Here is a 15,657-nt window from a genome sequence, read left to right as displayed (position 1 = left end):
GGGGTGGGCGCGTCGGAGCTCACATCCGGCCCTCTCCCCGACCGCGTCACGGGCGACGGTAGACGGCCACCTGCACCGCCACGGTGACCTCCACCGGCTCGGGCAGCGCGTCGATCCGACCTGCACGGATGCCGGCCGGGAGGTGGCGCGCGTGCGGCCCCATGCCCACCAGCGTCCCCACGGCGGAGCGGTCCAGCCCGAGGACGTCGCGCCGCTCCGTGACCCCCACCGGCACGAGGTGCGGCTCGAGCGAGCCGGCCAGCCGGCTCGCCTTGTCCGGGTCCACCCGGAGCAGACCCAGCGGCCCGACCAGCTCGCCCAGGTGGTCGGCGGCCGGCGTCACCACCACCAGCCGGCCTTCCGGGTGCAGCACCCGCGCGATCTCCGGGCCGTTGCGCGGCGCGAACACGACCAGCACCCGGTCGACCGCGCCGTCCCGGACCGGCAGCCGGGCCCAGGTGTCGGCGACGACCGCCATGGCCCGGGGATGGGCGCGGGCGGCCCGGCGGGCGGCGAAGGGAGAGGAGTCCAGCACGACGCCGGCCGCCCCGGGGACGCGGTCGAGCACGGCGGCCAGGTGGTGGCCGGTGCCGCCGCCCAGGTCCAGCAGCACCCTCGCCTGCGCTCCCCCGCCGTCGAGCACCGCATCGCCCAGCGCCTCGCTGATGCCGGCGTAGGAACCGGCGGCCAGGAAGGCCACCCGGTCGGCGACCATCTCCGCCGAGTCACCCGAGGGCGCCCGGTGCCCCGGCGGCAGCAGCGTGACGTGCCCCTGGCGCGCCCGGTCGAAGGAGTGCCCCGCCGGGCAGCGCAACAGCGCGCCGTCGCCACCGACCGCCAGGGTGCCGGCGCACACCGGGCAGGCCAGCGCCGCCACGGCGGCCGCCGGCAGCTCGGGCCGGACGGTCACGTGCGCGGCGGCACGGCGTGGAAGACGACGTCGCGCAGCTGCCCGGCGTCGGCCACCGCCGTGACGAAGGTGCCGTGCGGCTGACGGCGCCGGTCGGTCGGCGACCCGGGGTTGATCAGCCGGAGCCCGGACGGGGCCGTGGTGTCCCAGGGGATGTGGCTGTGCCCGAAGACCAGGACGTCGGCGTCGGGGAAGCGGGCGGCGCACCGCAGCTCCCGGCCCTTCGCCTCCCCCGTCTCGTGGACGACGGCGAAGCGCACGCCCTCGATCTCGGTGCGGGCGACCTCGGGCAGCCGCTCGCGCAGCGCCCCGTGGTCGTTGTTGCCGTACACCGCCACCAGCCGCCGCGACCGCTCCTCGAGGAGGTCCAGCAGCGCCACGTCGACCCAGTCGCCGGCGTGGACCACCACGTCCGAGGTCACGATTGCGTCCCACAGGGAATGAGGTAGTTCACGGGCCCGCTTCGGCACGTGCGTGTCCGAGGTGAACACCAGCGAGACAGGCACGCCGACATCGTCGCAGGCCGCAGCGTCGCTGCCTCGGCCGGCGATCCCGACCCACCCGCCCGAACGATGAGGACCCCGTGACAGACCCCGAGCACACCACGGCCGCCGGCGCGGTAGACGCGCCCGCCGACGCGCCCTACGAACGCCGCTGGCTGGCCCTCGGCATCATCTCGATGACCGTCCTGCTGGTGGTCCTCGACGCCACGATCGTCAACATCGCGCTGCCGGCGGTCAGCTCCGACCTGGACATCAGCACCGCCAGCCAGCAGTGGATCGTCACCGCCTACACCCTCACCTTCGGCGGCTTCCTGCTGCTCGGTGGACGGATCGCCGACTTCGCGGGCCGCAAGCGCGCCTACCTCGCCGGCGCGGCGGGCTTCGCGCTCGCCTCGGCGCTCGGCGGCGTGGCGCAGAACGAGGCCATGCTGTTCGGCGCCCGGGCGCTGCAGGGTGCGTTCGCCGCGCTGCTGGCCCCGGCGTCCCTCGCGCTGATCACCGTGCTGTTCACCGAGCCGAAGGAGCGGGCCAAGGCCTTCGGCGTCTACGGCGCTCTGGCCGGCGGTGGTGCCGCCATCGGGCTGCTGCTGGGCGGCGTCCTGACCGAGTACGCCGACTGGCGCTGGTGCTTCTGGGTCAACCTGCCCATCGCCGTGCTGGCCATCGTGCTGGCCCTCCGGTTCGTGCCGGAGAGCAAGGCCCCGGGCGACACCAGCTACGACATCCCCGGCGCGGTGCTCATCACCGCGGGCCTGGCCTCGATCGTCTACGGCTTCACCCGCGTCGCCGAGGCCGCGCAGAGCAACGCCGCCGAGGCGCGGGCCGCCAACCAGGCGGCCCAGCAGCAGGGCAGCACGACACTGGTGTCGCCGGAGAGCGGCTGGGCCGACGGGCTCGCCTGGGTGTTCATCGTCGGCGGCGTGGTCCTGGTGGCCCTCTTCGTCGTCCTCGAGCTGCGGACCCGCAACCCGCTGCTGCCGATGCGCATCGTCCTTGACCGGAACCGGGGCGGGGCCTACCTGACCTCGACGCTCGTGGGCGCCGGGCTCATCGGGGCGTTCTTCTTCCTGTCGCTGTACTTCCAGCAGGTGCTGGGCTACACGCCGGTGCAGGCGGGTCTGGCGTCGCTGCCGACGACCCTGGGCGTGTTCATCGCCGCGGGTGCGGCCAGCGTCCTGGTGCCGAAGATCGGCCCCCGGCCGCTGATGATCGCCGGCGGGCTGTTCGCCGCGGCCGGGCTCTTCACGCTGTCCTTCGTCGGCGTCGACACCGAGTTCTGGCAGCTGCCGCTCCCGGGCGAACTGCTGCTGGGCCTGGGTCTGGGCTTCACGTTCGTGCCGCTGTCCAACCTGGCGCTCGTCGGCGCCGGGGCGCGTGACGCCGGCGCTGCCAGCGCGATGCTCAACGCCACCCAGCAGGTCGGTGCCTCCATCGGCACCGCCGTCCTGGCGTCGCTGTCGGTCGCGGCGATCAGCTCCTACACCGCCGATGCCCTGGCCTCGGGCGGCGACCCGCGCGACCCGGCCATCGGCCTGGAGGCGCAGGTGGAGGGCTACACCACGGCGTTCACCTGGGCGTCGGGGCTGCTGGTGATCGGCGCGCTCGTGTCGGCGTTCCTGGTCAAGGCCACCAAGGAGGACCTGCCGGCCGAGGACGCCGTCGTCCACGCAGGCTGAACCACTGACAGCGGCGCGCGTCCCTGCTCGGACGCGCGCCGCTGTCGTCAGCGCTCGGCCAGCGCGCGGAGGCGGGCGTTGTAGGCCTTCAGCTCGGCGTCGCCGTCCCGGTCGGCCGCGCGGTCGAGCGCCCGGGCCCGCCGCTCGTCGGAGCCCATCCACGAGACCAGCACGACGATCAGCACGATGACGGTCGGCAGCTCGCCGAAGGACCAGGCGATGCCGCCCGCGACGGTCTGGTCGCCGATGGGGTCGACCCCCCACGACGCCGGCGGGTTGGCGAAGCTGTCCACCAGCAGCCCGCTGGCCACCATGACCGCGACGCCGAAGAACGCGTGGAACGGGATCGGGATGACCAGCTCGAGGATCCGCGTCGGGTGGGCGTGGGTGCCCGGCCACGGGTCCTGGGCGATGATCGGGCCGAAGAACAGCAGCCCCGTGACGACGAAGTGGGCCAGCATGAACTGGTGCCCCGCCGGGTTGCTCATCAGCGCGTCGAACACCGGCGTGAAGTAGATGCCGTAGAGGCTGGCGATGAACAGCGGCACGGTGAAGCCCGGCGAGGCCAGGAACCGGGTGAACCGGCTGTGCAGGAAGTTCAGCAGCAGGGCGCGCGGCGCGGCGGCGGCGCCCTGACCACGGGGCAGCGTGCGCAGCGCCAGCGTCACGGGCGCGGCCACCAGCAGCAGGATCGGCGCGATCATCGCCAACACCATGTGCTGGACCATGTGCAGGCTGAACAGCACCATGCTGTAGCCGTTGAGCCAGGTGCCGGTCACGGCGGCGATGCACAGCGTCCCGGCCACCCACGCCGCGGTGCGCCACCAGGGCCAGGCCACACCGGTCCGCCGCAGCCGGACGACGGCGCCCAGGTAGGCGACCAGCCCGACGAGGCTCAGGACGGCGAGCAGCGACCAGGGCTCCAGGTGCGGCAGGAACATGCGGCCCCAGGTGGGCGGCTCGTCCGGCACCCACATCCCCGAGTGCCCGTGCCCGGTCCCGTGCTCCACCGACGCCTCCGTCTCCCTGCCGGCCATTGCTCCACCACTGTCCCACCTTCGCTCCCGACGCTCCCCGGGAGCGGGCCGCTTGTGGGGCGTTGTTCGCGCTGAGGGGGTTCCGCAGGACCCGCAGAGCACGAACAACACCCGGGAAGAAGCGGGGTCCTTCTTCAGTCGTGGACCGGTGCCTCGTGGCCGGCGTGCGAGCGCGCCTCCAGCTGGAAGGTGCAGTGCTCCACGTCGAAGTGCGAGCCGAGGCACGCGCACAGGGCGTCCAGCACCCGCCCGCCGTGCCCGGCCGCGAGCGCCTCGTCGGTGACGACGACGTGCGCCGAGAGCACCGGCAGCCCGGACGTGATCGTCCAGGCGTGCAGGTCGTGCACCCCGACGACGCCGTCCACCTCGAGCATGTGCTCCCGGACGGTGCCGAGGTCGACCCCGCGGGGTGCGGCCTCCAGCAGCACGTCGAGCGCCTCGCGCAGCAGGTGCCAGGCCCGCGGCAGCACCAGGGCGCCGATGAACAGCGAGGCCACCGTGTCGGCATGGGTCCAGCCGGTGACGGCGATGACGCACGCGGCGACGATGACCGCCACCGAGCCGAGGGCGTCGGCCAGCACCTCGAGGTAGGCGCCGCGCAGGTTGAGCGACTCGTCCCTCCCCTGGTGCAGGACGGCGAGCGACACGAGGTTCACCACGAGGCCGACGGCGCCGACGGCGAGGACCAGGCCGGTCGCGATCTCCGGCGGGCTCCCGATCCGGCGCACCGCCTCGACGAGCACGTAGCCGGCGACCCCGAGCAGCAGCAGCCCGTTGGCGACGGCGGCGAGGATCTCGGCGCGCTGCCAGCCGAAGGTGCGCCGTCCGCGGGCGGGCCGCTGGGCCAGGGTGACCGCGGTCAGCGCCAGCGCGATGCCGACGGCGTCGGTGGCCATGTGACCGGCGTCGGCGAGCAGGGCCAGGGAACCGCTGAGCAGGGCGGCCACCACCTCGGCGGTCAGCACCGCGACGGTCAGCCCCAGCACGACGGCCAGTCGTCGGCGCCGGCCCCCGGCCGCGGTGCCGGCGGCGTGAGCGTGGTCGTGCCCCATGGGTCCCTCCCTCCGGTCCTGGTCCCGGTTCGGAAGTCTGCCGGACGCCGGACGCCCCCGGCCGGAGGAGTCCGGCCGGGGGCGTCGGGATGCAGCGATGCGGGGCGTCAGAGCTGGATGCCGCGCTCCCGCAGCCACGGGAGGGGGTCGACCTTGGTGCCGTTCATCCCGCCGACGTGCACCTCGAAGTGCAGGTGCGGGCCGGTGGACTGACCGCGGTTGCCCAGCAGCGCGATCGTGTCGCCCGCGCGGACCACCTGGCCCGGCTCGACGAGGATCTCGTCCATGTGGCCGTAGACGGTCACGTCGCCGCTGTCGTGCTGGATGTAGACGACCAGGCCGTACCCGCCGGCCGGACCGGCCTGCAGGACGACGCCGTCCATGACCGCGTACTCGGGCGTGCGCATGGGCGCCGCCAGGTCGATCCCGGCGTGCAGGGTGCCCCAGCGCGAGCCGAAGCCGCTGGTCAGCCGGGCGCCGTTCACCGGGGCCACGACCTTCGGGCGGGCCGCCTCGGCAGCGGCCACGGCCGCGAAGAAGTCCGCCTTGGCCTGGGCGTCGACCGCCGCGGCCGACGCGGCGTCGCGCTCGTTGCGGCTGGCCACCAGCTCCTGGAGCAGGCGGGTGGACTCGGCGTCGGCCAGGGCCGCCGTCGACTCCGCCTCGATGCCGAGCTGCTCGGCGACGCTGACCGTCTCGGCGACGGCCGGCGCCTCGGCCCGCGCCGCCGGGTCGGCGTCGACGAGCGCGCCGATGCCGAGCGCACCGACGAGACCCGCGGCCACGACGTAGGCGGAACGGCGGCGCGTGACCGGCATGCGGTGGCGCCCGGTCCGGCGGCGGGCGCGGTCGGAGGTGGTCGCCAGGGCGACCTCGGCCGGCCCGGTCTGCAGCTGGGCGAGCGCCTCGTCGACGAATGCCGGCACGTCGACCGACGCGGGCTCCTCGGCCACCGGCGCCGTCACCGCGGCCTCGGCCACAGGAGCGGCGTCGGCCACAGGAGCGGTGTCGGCCACGGGAGCGGTCTCGACCTCGACGGGCGCGGCCGGCCGGGGGCGCGGACGGGGTGCCGGCTCCACGGGCGCGGGCGTCACGGTCGCGGCCGGCGCCGGCTCGACGGCCCGAGGCGCGGCGGGCGTCGGCTCAGCGGCCGACTTCCTCGTGGCACCGGTCCGGGTGGCCCCGGCCTTGCTCGCCGCTGCCGCCTTCGCCGCGGTGGCGGCCCGTGCCGCAGCGGTCCGGGCCGTCGTCGCCCCGACACTGGCCGCCTTCGCGGCGGCAGTGCGGGCGGTGCCGGCCTTGGCCGCAGCGCTCCGGGCGGCGGTCACGGCCTTGGCGCCGGGCCGGCGGGAACCGTCAGCCGCGCTCCCCGTGCGCGGCGCCTTCCCCCGGCGCTGCTGCGGGACCTGCGGGGAGACCGTCCCGTCGACCGTCCCGGCGGTGCGCCGCGTGGTGCCGCGGGCCGCTGCGGGGGTCGTGGCCGGCGTCGCGGGAGCGACGTCCCGGCCGGCGTCGACGGGTCGGTCGTGGTGGAGCGAAGTCATGCACCTGGGGCTTCCGTAGGGGGCAGTGCCGTGCCCCCGGGGAGAGGAGCGGGACACATGTAAACACGATGTGACCGGTTCGTGATCTACGTCGCGGGCTACTGACCTGCAGTTCTGTGGGCTGAGCCACGGAAATTCACGGCTGTGGTTCGGCGCTTCGTGACGCCTGTGCGACTGAACGTGAGGGGCGCGCCGCTGCTGGTTGAAAGTTGCGCGAGATCGCTCGTCCCCGGGCACAGAGCCGTCGGAACAGCCGGATTCCGGCCCGATCGAGGGAGACGAACCGTATGCGCGCAGTGACCTGGCACGGCCGAGGGGACGTCCGGGTGGACACCGTCCCGGACCCGACGATCCAGGACCCCACGGACGTGATCGTGGAGATCACGTCGAGCGGCATCTGCGGCTCGGACCTCCACCTGATCGAGGTCATGGCGCCGTTCATGTCGGTGGGCGACGTGATGGGTCACGAGCCCATGGGTGTGGTCCGCGAGGTGGGCCGCGACGTCACCGCGCTCAAGGCCGGTGACCGCGTGGTCGTCCCGTTCAACATCTCCTGCAATACCTGCTGGATGTGCTCGCAGGGGCTCAACTCCCAGTGCGAGACGACCCAGAACCGCGACCAGGGCTTCGGCGCCTCGCTCTTCGGCTACACGAAGCTCTACGGGCAGGTGCCCGGCGGGCAGGCGGAGTACCTGCGCGTGCCCTTCGGCAACACGCTGCCGATCAAGGTGCCCGACGCCCCGCTGGACGACCGGTACGTCTACCTCTCCGACGTCCTGCCGACCGCCTGGCAGGCGGTGCAGTACGCCGGCATCCCGCAGGGCGGCAGCGTGCTCGTCCTCGGTCTCGGCCCGATCGGCGACATGAGCACCCGCATCGCCAAGCACCTGGGCGCCGGGCAGGTCATCGCCTCCGACGTCGTCCCCGAGCGGCTGGCCCGGGCCCGGCGCAACGGCATCACCGTCATCGACTCCACCGACCAGGCCGACGTGGTGGCCCAGGTGCGCGAGCTGACCGACGGCCGCGGGCCCGACGCGGTCATCGACGCCGTCGGCATGGAGGCGCACGGCTCGCCGGTGGCCTCGGCGCTCCAGAAGGCCACGGCGATCGTCCCGGACGCGATCATGGAGAAGGTCATGCAGGTGGCCGGCATCGACCGGCTGGCCGCGCTGAACACCGCGATCGAGGCGGTGCGCCGGGGCGGCACGATCTCGTTGTCCGGCGTCTACGGCGGGGCGACCGACCCGCTGCCGCTCATGCGCATGTTCGACAAGCAGATACAGCTGCGCATGGGCCAGGCCAACGTCTGGCGCTGGGTGCCCGACATCCTGCCGCTGCTGCTCGAGGGCGACCCGCTGGGTGTCGACGACTTCGCCACCCACCGCGTGCCCCTGGAGCAGGCCCCCGAGGCCTACATGAACTTCCGCGAGAAGAAGGACGGCACCGTCAAGGTGCTGATCCAGCCCTGACCACCACACCGGGGGCGGGCCGACGCCTGCCCCCGGTGTGAGCAGCCGCACCGCCGCACCGGGCATGCCCCGGGGTGGCGGGCCGCTGCACCCTGCAGAGAAACGAGGCACCCCCGCCTCGGCCCGGCCCCCAGGACGACGCCGTCCGCCGGCTCGCCGCCCGCCCGCGTCCCTGGAGTTCTTCCCGTGCCCCGCGCCCTGCTCGCCCTCGCCATCGGCGCCTTCGGCATCGGCACGACCGAGTTCGTCGTCATGGGCATGCTGCCCGAGATCGCCGACGGCCTCGACGTGTCGGTGTCCGCCGTCGGTCTGCTCATCTCCGCCTACGCCATCGGCGTCGTGGTCGGCGCCCCCACCCTGACCGCGCTCGGTCTGCGCTTCACCCCGCGGCAGACGCTCGTCGCGCTGATGGTGGTCTTCGTCCTCGGCAACCTGCTCGCAGCGTGCGCGCCGACCTACGGCGCCCTGGTCGCGGCGCGGGTGCTCACGGCCCTGGCGCACGGCTCCTTCTTCGGCGTCGGCGCGATCGCCGCCCGCCGGCTCGTCGCCCCCGAGCGCGCGACGCAGGCCATCTCCCTGATGGTCACCGGGCTGACGCTGGCCAACGTGGTCGGCGTCCCCGTCGGCACCTGGGTGGCCCAGCAGACCAGCTGGCGGCTGGTGCTGGCCGCGATCGCCGGCATCGGCGTCCTGACCATCGCCGGGCTGCTGGCCTGGCTCCCCGCGGACCGGGGGGAGCCCACGGACCTGCGCACCGAGCTGTCCGCGTTCCGCAGCCGGCAGGTCTGGCTGGTCCTCGCGCTCACCATGGTCGGCTTCGCGGCCACCTTCGCGGTCTACAGCTACGTCGCCCCGATCCTCACCGACCTCGCCGGCCTCTCCCCCGGCAGCGTCACGCCGGTGCTCGCGCTGTTCGGCCTCGGCACGACGGTCGGCACCCTGCTGGGCGGTCGCCTGGGCAGCCGTTTCGACTTCGGGTTCGTCGCGCTCGGCATGCTCGGGGTGGCCGTCGTCCTCGCGGTGTTCGCCTTCTCCGCCCGCAACGCCATCGCCGCCGTCGTCCTGCTGGTGCTGTTCGGCACGCTCGGCTTCGCGATGGGGCCGATCGTGCTCAACGGCGTCATCGAGGCCGCCGCCGTGCCCGGCGGCAGCCTGGTGTCGGCGGCCAACCAGGCGGCCTTCAACGTGGCCAACGCCCTGGGCGCGGCGCTCGGCGCCCTGGTCATCTCGCAGGGCTACGGCCTCACCGCCCCGATGTGGGTCGGCGCCGGTCTGGCCGTCGCCGGCGCCGGCATCGCGCTGCAGGTGCGGCGCGGCCTCCGGCGGCCGGCTACCGGGCCCCTTGCCGTCCCCGTCGGCCCGGAACCCGTGGGCGCCCGCCGGGGCGCATGACCGGCCGGCTCCGGGTAGGGAGAGCGGCATGAGCATCGGCACCGCAGAACCCTCCGGCAGCTACCCCCTCGGCGACCGCGCCGTCTTCCGCCTCGGCTACGGCGCGATGCAGCTCGCCGGCCCGCACGTGATGGGCCCGCCGGCCGACCGCGAGGAGGCGATCGCGGTCCTGCGCCGCGCGGTGGAGCTGGGCGTCAACCACATCGACACCAGCGACTACTACGGCCCGCACGTGGTCAACGAGCTCATCCGCGAGGCGCTGCACCCCTATCCCGAGGAGCTGGTGCTGGTCACCAAGGTCGGCGCCCGGCGGACCCCCGAAGGCGACTGGCCCGAGGCGTTGTCGCCCGACGAGCTGCGCTCCGCCGTCGAGGACAACCTGCGCCACCTGGGCGTCGAGGCGATGGACGTGGTGAACCTGCGGATGCCCGGCTTCGCCGCGCCGGTGCAGCGCTCGCTGGCCGAGCCGTTCGAGGCGCTGGCGCAGCTGCAGCAGGAGGGCAAGGTGAAGCACCTCGGCGTCAGCAACGTGACGCCGCAGATGCTCGCCGAGGCCCGCGCCATCGCGCCGGTCGTCTGCGTGCAGAACCACTACAACCTGGTGCACCGCGACGACGACCCGCTCATCGACGCCCTCGCCCGCGAGGACATCGCCTACGTGCCGTTCTTCCCGCTCGGCGGGTTCACGCCCCTGCAGTCGGCCGCGCTGGAGACGGTGGCGCGGCGGCTGGAGACGACGCCGATGCAGGTCGCGCTGGCCTGGCTGCTGGCGCGGTCGCCCAACGTCCTGCTCATCCCCGGGACGTCGTCGGTGGCGCACCTCGAGGAGAACATGCTGGCGTCGGCCCGGGTGCTCGGCCCGGAGGAGCTGCACGAGCTCGACCGGATCGGTGGCACCGGCGAGCCCGACGTCGACCTGTAGGCGTCAGCCGCCCACGGGGCCGAGGACCCGGTCGAGGTGCGCGTTGCCGACCACCCCGGCCGGGTCCAGCCGCGCCCGCAGCGCGGTGAACTCGTCGAACCGCGGATAGCGGGTGCGCAGCGTCGCTGCGTCCGGGCCGTGCAGCTTGCCCCAGTGCGGCCGGCCGCCGACGCTGCCGGCCAGCGACTCCAGGGCGGCGAACCACGAGCCGGGGTCGGTGCGGGCGGGCACGTGCGCGGCGATGTAGGCGGTGTCGCGGCCGGAGGCGGTGGACAGCGGGATGTCGTCCGCGGCGGCGACCCGGACCTCGACCGGGAAGGACGCCAGGAACTCCCCCGCCTTCGCGATCCGGTGCAGTTCGGTGAGGATCGCTGGGACCTCCGCGCGCGGGACGGCGTACTCCATCTCGACGAAGCGGACCCGGCGCCGGCTGACGAACACGCGGTGGGAGGCCTCGGTCCAGCTGCGCGGGGCCACCCCGGACGCGACGGCGGCCAGCCGCGGGATGGCCGCGGGCCTCCGCCGGCCGGCGGCGACGAGGACGGCGAAGGCGCCGTTGGACAGCACCTCGTCCTGCCAGAACGCCCGCCGGCGCGGCAGCGGTGCCAGCCCGGCGTCCAGGGGCACGCGGGTGTTGCGCTTGGTCAGGCAGTTGCTGGTGTGCGGGAACCAGTAGAACTCCACGTGGTCGGTGGAGTCCATGAACTCGTCGAACCCCTCGAGCAGCTCGCCCAGCCGGGCCGGCCCCTCCTCCGCCCGCAGTGCGAACGCCGGCTCCGCCTGCAGGGTGACCGTGTCCAGCACGCCGAGCGCGCCCAGTCCGATGCGGGCGGCGGAGAAGACGTCGGGGTGCTCGTCGGCCGAGCAGTGCAGCCGGGAGCCGTCGGGCAGCACCAGGTCCAGCGCCCGGAGCTGGGTGGCCAGGCCACCGAAGCGGGCGCCGGTGCCGTGCGTGCCGGTGGACAACGCCCCGGAGACGGTCTGCCGGTCGATGTCCCCGAGGTTGGTCAGCGACCAGCCGCGGGCGGCGAGCTCGGCGGTGAGCCGGTGCAGCGGCATCCCCGCCTGCACCGTGACCAGCCCGTCGTCGGTGACCTCCACCAGCGCGGCGTGCCGGTCGAGCACCAGCTGGACGTCCTCGGGCCGGCCGATGGCCGTGAACGAGTGCCCCGAGCCGATGGGGCGCACCCGGAGGCCGGACTCCCCCGCCCGCACGAGAGCGGCGGCGATCCCGTCGGCGTCGGCGGGCCGGACGACGTCCACCCCGGACGCCCGCTGGTTGCCCGCCCAGTTCCGCCACTCCGCCCGGACCTTCGCGACCATCGGCGAATGGTGGCACCCGGCGGCGCGTCACGTAGCCATCCGCCGATGATCAACAAGCAGGCGGTGTCAGCGGGCGCGGGCGACCCGCGTCTCGTCGAACACCGGCTCGGCCGACTCGTAGACCCGGCCGTCGGAGCCGAAGACGAGGAAGCGGTCGAAGGAGCGGGCGAACCACCGGTCGTGGGTGACCGCGAGCACCGTGCCCTCGAACGCCGCGAGCGCCTCCTCCAGCGCCTCGGCCGAGAGCACGTCGAGGTTGTCGGTGGGCTCGTCGAGCAGCAGCAGCGTGGCGCCACCCAGCTCGAGCATCAGGATCTGGAAGCGCGCCTGCTGACCGCCGGAGAGCGTCCGGAAGGGCTGGTCGGCGGCCCCGTGCAGCCCGTAGCGCCGCAGCGCGGCCATGGCCCGACCGCGGTCGATCCCGGCTCTCCCACCCGCCCCAGGCCCGGTCTCGCCGTGCCAGAGCAGGTCGACCGGCGTCCGGTCCTGCCACTCCGGATGGGCGTGGGTCTGGGCGAAGAAGCCGGGGACGACGCGGGCGCCCAGCCGCCAGGAGCCGGTGTGCGCCACCTCCTGGCCGGCGAGCAACCGGAGGAAGTGCGACTTCCCCGCCCCGTTGGCCCCGAGGACGCCGACCCGGTCGCCGAACCACAGCTCGGCGTCGAAGGGCTGCATCAGGCCGGTGAGCTCGAGCCCCTCGGCGATCACCGCGCGGACGCCCGTGCGGCCGCCGCGCAGCCGCATCGCCACCTTCTGCTCCGGTGGACGCTCCGGCGGTGGGCCGGCGGCCTCGAACTTGGCCAGCCGGGTCTGCATCGCGTGGTACCGGTTGGCCATGTCCGGGGAGTTCGCCGCCTGCTGCTGCATCGTGCGCACCAGGTCGATCAGCCGCTGGTGCTCCTCGTCCCAGCGGCGGCGCAGCTCGGCCAGCCGCTCGTGCCGCGCGCTGCGGGCCTCGGGGTAGGAGGCGAACCCGCCACCGTGCACCCACGCCGTCCCGCCCTCGACGGTGATGACCCGGTCGGCCACGCGGGCCAGCAGCTCGCGGTCGTGGCTGACGAGCAGGACGGTCTTGCGGGTCTCGAGCAGCCGCTCCTCCAGCCAGCGCTTGCCCGGGACGTCGAGGTAGTTGTCCGGCTCGTCGAGCAGCAGCACCTGGTCGGGACCACGCAGCAGCGCCTCCAGCGCGAGCCGCTTCTGCTCACCGCCCGACAGCGTGGACAGCTCCCGGTACTTGCACCGGTCGTAGGGGACGCCGAGGGCGGCGACGGTGACGGTGTCCCAGGTGATTTCGATGTCGTAGCCACCGACGTCGCCCCAGTGCGCCAGCGCGTTCGCGTAGGTCATCTGGGTCGGCTCGTCGTCGGTCTCCATCATGGCCAGCTCCGCCGCCTCGACCGCGTGCCAGGCCTCGCGGACGGCCGGCGGCGCGAGGTCGACCAGCATCCGCTGGACGGTGGTGTCGTCACGCACCGAGCCGATGAACTGGCGCATGACGCCCAGCCCGCCCGTGCGCGCGATCGCGCCGGCCTCGGGCACCAGGTCACCGGCGATGATCCGCAGCAGCGTCGTCTTGCCGGCCCCGTTCTCGCCGACGAGGGCCGCGCGGGCGCCCTCGCCGACGCGGAACGAGACGTCGTCCAGCAGCACCCGCCCGTCGGAGAGGATGTGCCGGACCGCGCTCACGTCGACCGAGCCAGAACCGATGCCCACCCGGACATCCTCCCGGCCGGGGCAACCCGGTTCCGCGGGGGCCGGGGCTCAGCCGACGTGCGTCCCCAGCCGGTAGCGCGCCAGCCGCTCCACGAGCTCGGGCAGCGCACCGACCGGCGAGCCGCCGAGGTCCCGCCGGCTCTCCCGGACGACGCGCACGACGAGCTGGGGCCGCACCCGGCCGGCGTACTCGCCCCGCAACCGGTCCACGGCCTGCTCCACGGCGGCGTCCCAGGGCAGCTCGGAGGAGGAGTCGGAGCTGCTGGGTGGGACGGTCAGTGTCATCGACGGGCTCCCGGGGAGAGGGATCAGCGCCGGCTTCTCCGACGCCTCCCTCACCGTGCCGGGACGCACCCGGGCGCACCAGGGACCTAGGACACGCCCCCGGTGAAGTACTCGTTGCGCCCGGACGACGTGCTGGCGACGGCGTCGCGCAGCAGGGCGCCGAGCGCGTCGGTGTCCACGCGGTCCAGGGAGGTGAAGCGGATGCAGCTCTTGCCGCAGGAGACGGTCCCGAGCCGGTCGGCGCGGTCCTCGGCGAGGTACCCGCCGTCGACCACCGCGCAGACGTAGAGGGAGAGGTGCCGCTTCTGGGCGGCCAGGGCGATCAGCGGCCAGCTCGTCGTCGTCCTGGCCGAGCGCGGCCGGTAGGGCATCAGGCCGTACCCCAGCATCTGCCCGGCGCCGGCGGGCACCAGCGAGCGGTCGATGCCGGGCGCGGCCTCCTGCACCAGCGCGTCGACCCGGCGCAGCTCGGCCTCGCGCGGACCGGCCGCGGCGAACCAGGCCTCGATCCCGTCGGCCGCCACGACTGCCTCAGCCGAGGGCGAGGGAGAGGACGGTCGCACCGGCGGCCAGGACGATGGCGAGGACGAGGACGGCGGCCACGACGCGTCGGCGCCGTTCCGCGCGTGGCCCCCACATCCCTGACACCCCGCGCACGCTACCCCCCGGACGGCGTCGGCTCCGGGATCGTGCCCGCGTCCTGGAGATCGTCGGACCCCGGTGCCACGGTGTCCCCGTGACTCCGGGATCCGAAATAGGCCTGCTCCGGCTCGTCGCGCAGCGGGTGGCCGGCCCGCGCGCGGCCACGCCGGCCGAGGCCGTGCGCCGGCTGACGGCCGTCCAGGGGCAGGACTACCCCGGCTCCGTCACCTCCGTGGCGCTCCGCACCGCCGGCCGCTCGCGCGCCGAGGTGCTCGAGGCGATGGACCGCGGGGAGATCGTCCGGTCGTGGCCGATGCGCGGCACGCTGCACCTCACCCTCGCCGAGGACCTGCCCTGGATGCTCGACCTGCTCGGGGAACGCGCGCTGGCCGGCGTGGCCAAGCGCCGGGCGCTGCTGGGCCTGAGCGACGACGACGTGGCCCGCGCGTGCGAGGCGGCCGTGGCCGCGCTCTCCGGCGGGCGGCGGCTCTCCCGGGCGCAGCTGCTGGCCGCGATCGATGCCGGCGGGGTGCCCGTCACGGGCCAGCGCGGCTACCACCTGCTGTGGTTCGCGGCCCAGACCGGCCACACCTGCCTGGGCCCGACCGTGGACGGCGAGCAGCAGTTCGTGCTGCTGGACGAGTGGGTGCCGCACCCCCGCCGGCCGGCGCGCGAGGAGGCGCTCGGCGAGCTCGCGGCCCGCTTCTTCTCCGGGCACGGGCCGGCCACCGTGCAGGACCTCGCCCGCTGGTCGGGGCTGACCGTCCGGGACTGCCGCGCCGGCCTCGCGGTCGCGCGGGACCAGCTGGAGTCCCTGTCCGTCGACGGCGTCGAGCACTTCCTCGACCCCGCCACCCCCGAGCTGCTCGCCGCCTGCCGCGAGGAGGCGCGGAGCACCGTCCTCCTGCCCGGCTTCGACGAGTTCGTGCTCGGCTACGGCGACCGCAGCGCCGTCCTCGACCCGGCCCACGCCACCCGCATCGCGCCGGGCGCCAACGGGATGTTCCTGTCCACCGTCGTCGTGGAGGGGCGGGTCGTGGGCACCTGGCGGTACGAGGGCCGCGGTGCCCGCCGGGCCGCCGTCGGCACCGCCTTCGACCCCGCGGACGCCGCACTGGTGGCCGGCGTCCCAGAGCTCGCCGCCGCCCTGCCCTGACGAGGGCCGCGCCCCGACCACGCCCCGTGTCAC

General features: G+C 74.6%; 14 protein-coding genes. 5 read left to right on the top strand and 9 right to left on the bottom strand.

The genetic code is table 11. The annotated features are described in order from the left end of the window. Nucleotides 1–46: 46 nt before the first annotated feature. Together DQ239_RS16055 and DQ239_RS16050 are read right to left on the bottom strand one after the other, a co-directional pair. Nucleotides 47–910: a putative RNA methyltransferase gene (locus DQ239_RS16055; protein ID WP_113835426.1), complete on the bottom strand. Its 864-nt coding sequence runs from the start codon at nt 908–910 to the stop codon at nt 47–49. Then, nucleotides 907–1,416, bottom strand: coding sequence for a YfcE family phosphodiesterase (locus DQ239_RS16050; RefSeq protein ID WP_113835425.1), 510 nt, complete (start codon nt 1,414–1,416; stop codon nt 907–909). The genes DQ239_RS16055 and DQ239_RS16050 overlap by 4 nt, the downstream gene beginning before the upstream one ends. Before the next feature lie 77 nt (nt 1,417–1,493). On the opposite strand from DQ239_RS16050, the gene DQ239_RS16045 reads away from it, so the two are divergent. Beyond that, nucleotides 1,494–3,089: an MFS transporter gene (locus tag DQ239_RS16045; RefSeq protein ID WP_233489366.1), complete on the top strand. Its 1,596-nt coding sequence runs from the start codon at nt 1,494–1,496 to the stop codon at nt 3,087–3,089. A 47-nt stretch (nt 3,090–3,136) separates the two neighbouring features. Here DQ239_RS16045 and DQ239_RS16040 read toward each other — a convergent pair whose 3' ends face one another. The 3 genes from DQ239_RS16040 to DQ239_RS21015 form a co-directional block, all read right to left on the bottom strand. Beyond that, nucleotides 3,137–4,099 (bottom strand): cytochrome c oxidase assembly protein, encoded by a 963-nt coding sequence (locus tag DQ239_RS16040; RefSeq protein ID WP_233489364.1) that lies wholly within the window; start codon nt 4,097–4,099, stop codon nt 3,137–3,139. A 161-nt stretch (nt 4,100–4,260) separates the two neighbouring features. Then, nucleotides 4,261–5,178, bottom strand: a complete 918-nt coding sequence (locus tag DQ239_RS16035; RefSeq protein ID WP_113835424.1) for a cation diffusion facilitator family transporter — start codon at nt 5,176–5,178, stop codon at nt 4,261–4,263. Nucleotides 5,179–5,285: 107 nt separating this feature from the next. After that, nucleotides 5,286–6,722 (bottom strand): M23 family metallopeptidase, encoded by a 1,437-nt coding sequence (locus DQ239_RS21015; protein WP_233489362.1) that lies wholly within the window; start codon nt 6,720–6,722, stop codon nt 5,286–5,288. Nucleotides 6,723–7,048: 326 nt separating this feature from the next. Between DQ239_RS21015 and DQ239_RS16025 the strand changes: the two genes are divergently transcribed. The 3 genes from DQ239_RS16025 to DQ239_RS16015 all read left to right on the top strand — a co-directional run bounded on the left by DQ239_RS16025 (nt 7,049) and on the right by DQ239_RS16015 (nt 10,505). Then, nucleotides 7,049–8,191, top strand: coding sequence for an alcohol dehydrogenase catalytic domain-containing protein (locus DQ239_RS16025; protein WP_233489360.1), 1,143 nt, complete (start codon nt 7,049–7,051; stop codon nt 8,189–8,191). 186 nt (nt 8,192–8,377) lie between these two features. Beyond that, nucleotides 8,378–9,583, top strand: coding sequence for an MFS transporter (locus tag DQ239_RS16020; protein WP_113835422.1), 1,206 nt, complete (start codon nt 8,378–8,380; stop codon nt 9,581–9,583). A gap of 28 nt (nt 9,584–9,611) precedes the next feature. Continuing rightward, a complete protein-coding gene (locus DQ239_RS16015) occupies nt 9,612–10,505 on the top strand; it encodes an oxidoreductase (RefSeq protein WP_113835421.1) in 894 nt (297 codons plus the stop codon). A gap of 3 nt (nt 10,506–10,508) precedes the next feature. On the opposite strand, the gene DQ239_RS16010 is transcribed toward DQ239_RS16015, so the two are convergent. The 4 genes from DQ239_RS16010 to DQ239_RS15995 form a co-directional block, all read right to left on the bottom strand. Further along, complete coding sequence (locus DQ239_RS16010; RefSeq protein ID WP_113835420.1) at nt 10,509–11,828, bottom strand: D-arabinono-1,4-lactone oxidase; 1,320 nt, start codon at nt 11,826–11,828, stop codon at nt 10,509–10,511. Nucleotides 11,829–11,894: 66 nt separating this feature from the next. Beyond that, nucleotides 11,895–13,541 carry an ATP-binding cassette domain-containing protein gene (locus DQ239_RS16005; protein ID WP_233489358.1) on the bottom strand — a complete coding sequence of 549 codons (1,647 nt, stop codon included), beginning with the start codon at nt 13,539–13,541 and terminating at the stop codon, nt 11,895–11,897. Between the two features lie 48 nt (nt 13,542–13,589). After that, complete coding sequence (locus DQ239_RS16000) at nt 13,590–13,826, bottom strand: hypothetical protein (RefSeq protein WP_113835419.1); 237 nt, start codon at nt 13,824–13,826, stop codon at nt 13,590–13,592. A gap of 86 nt (nt 13,827–13,912) precedes the next feature. Then, nucleotides 13,913–14,350, bottom strand: coding sequence for a DUF1801 domain-containing protein (locus DQ239_RS15995; RefSeq protein WP_113835418.1), 438 nt, complete (start codon nt 14,348–14,350; stop codon nt 13,913–13,915). Between the two features lie 212 nt (nt 14,351–14,562). Between DQ239_RS15995 and DQ239_RS15990 the strand changes: the two genes are divergently transcribed. Then, on the top strand, nt 14,563–15,624 hold the full coding sequence (locus DQ239_RS15990) for a winged helix DNA-binding domain-containing protein (RefSeq protein ID WP_113835417.1): 1,062 nt from the start codon (nt 14,563–14,565) through the stop codon (nt 15,622–15,624). The last annotated feature ends 33 nt before the right edge of the window (nt 15,625–15,657 follow it).

The sequence above is a fragment of the Blastococcus sp. TF02-09 genome (genome assembly GCF_003319105.1).
GTDB lineage: Bacteria > Actinomycetota > Actinomycetes > Mycobacteriales > Geodermatophilaceae > Blastococcus.
This window is presented reverse-complemented; position numbering and strand designations above follow the sequence as displayed.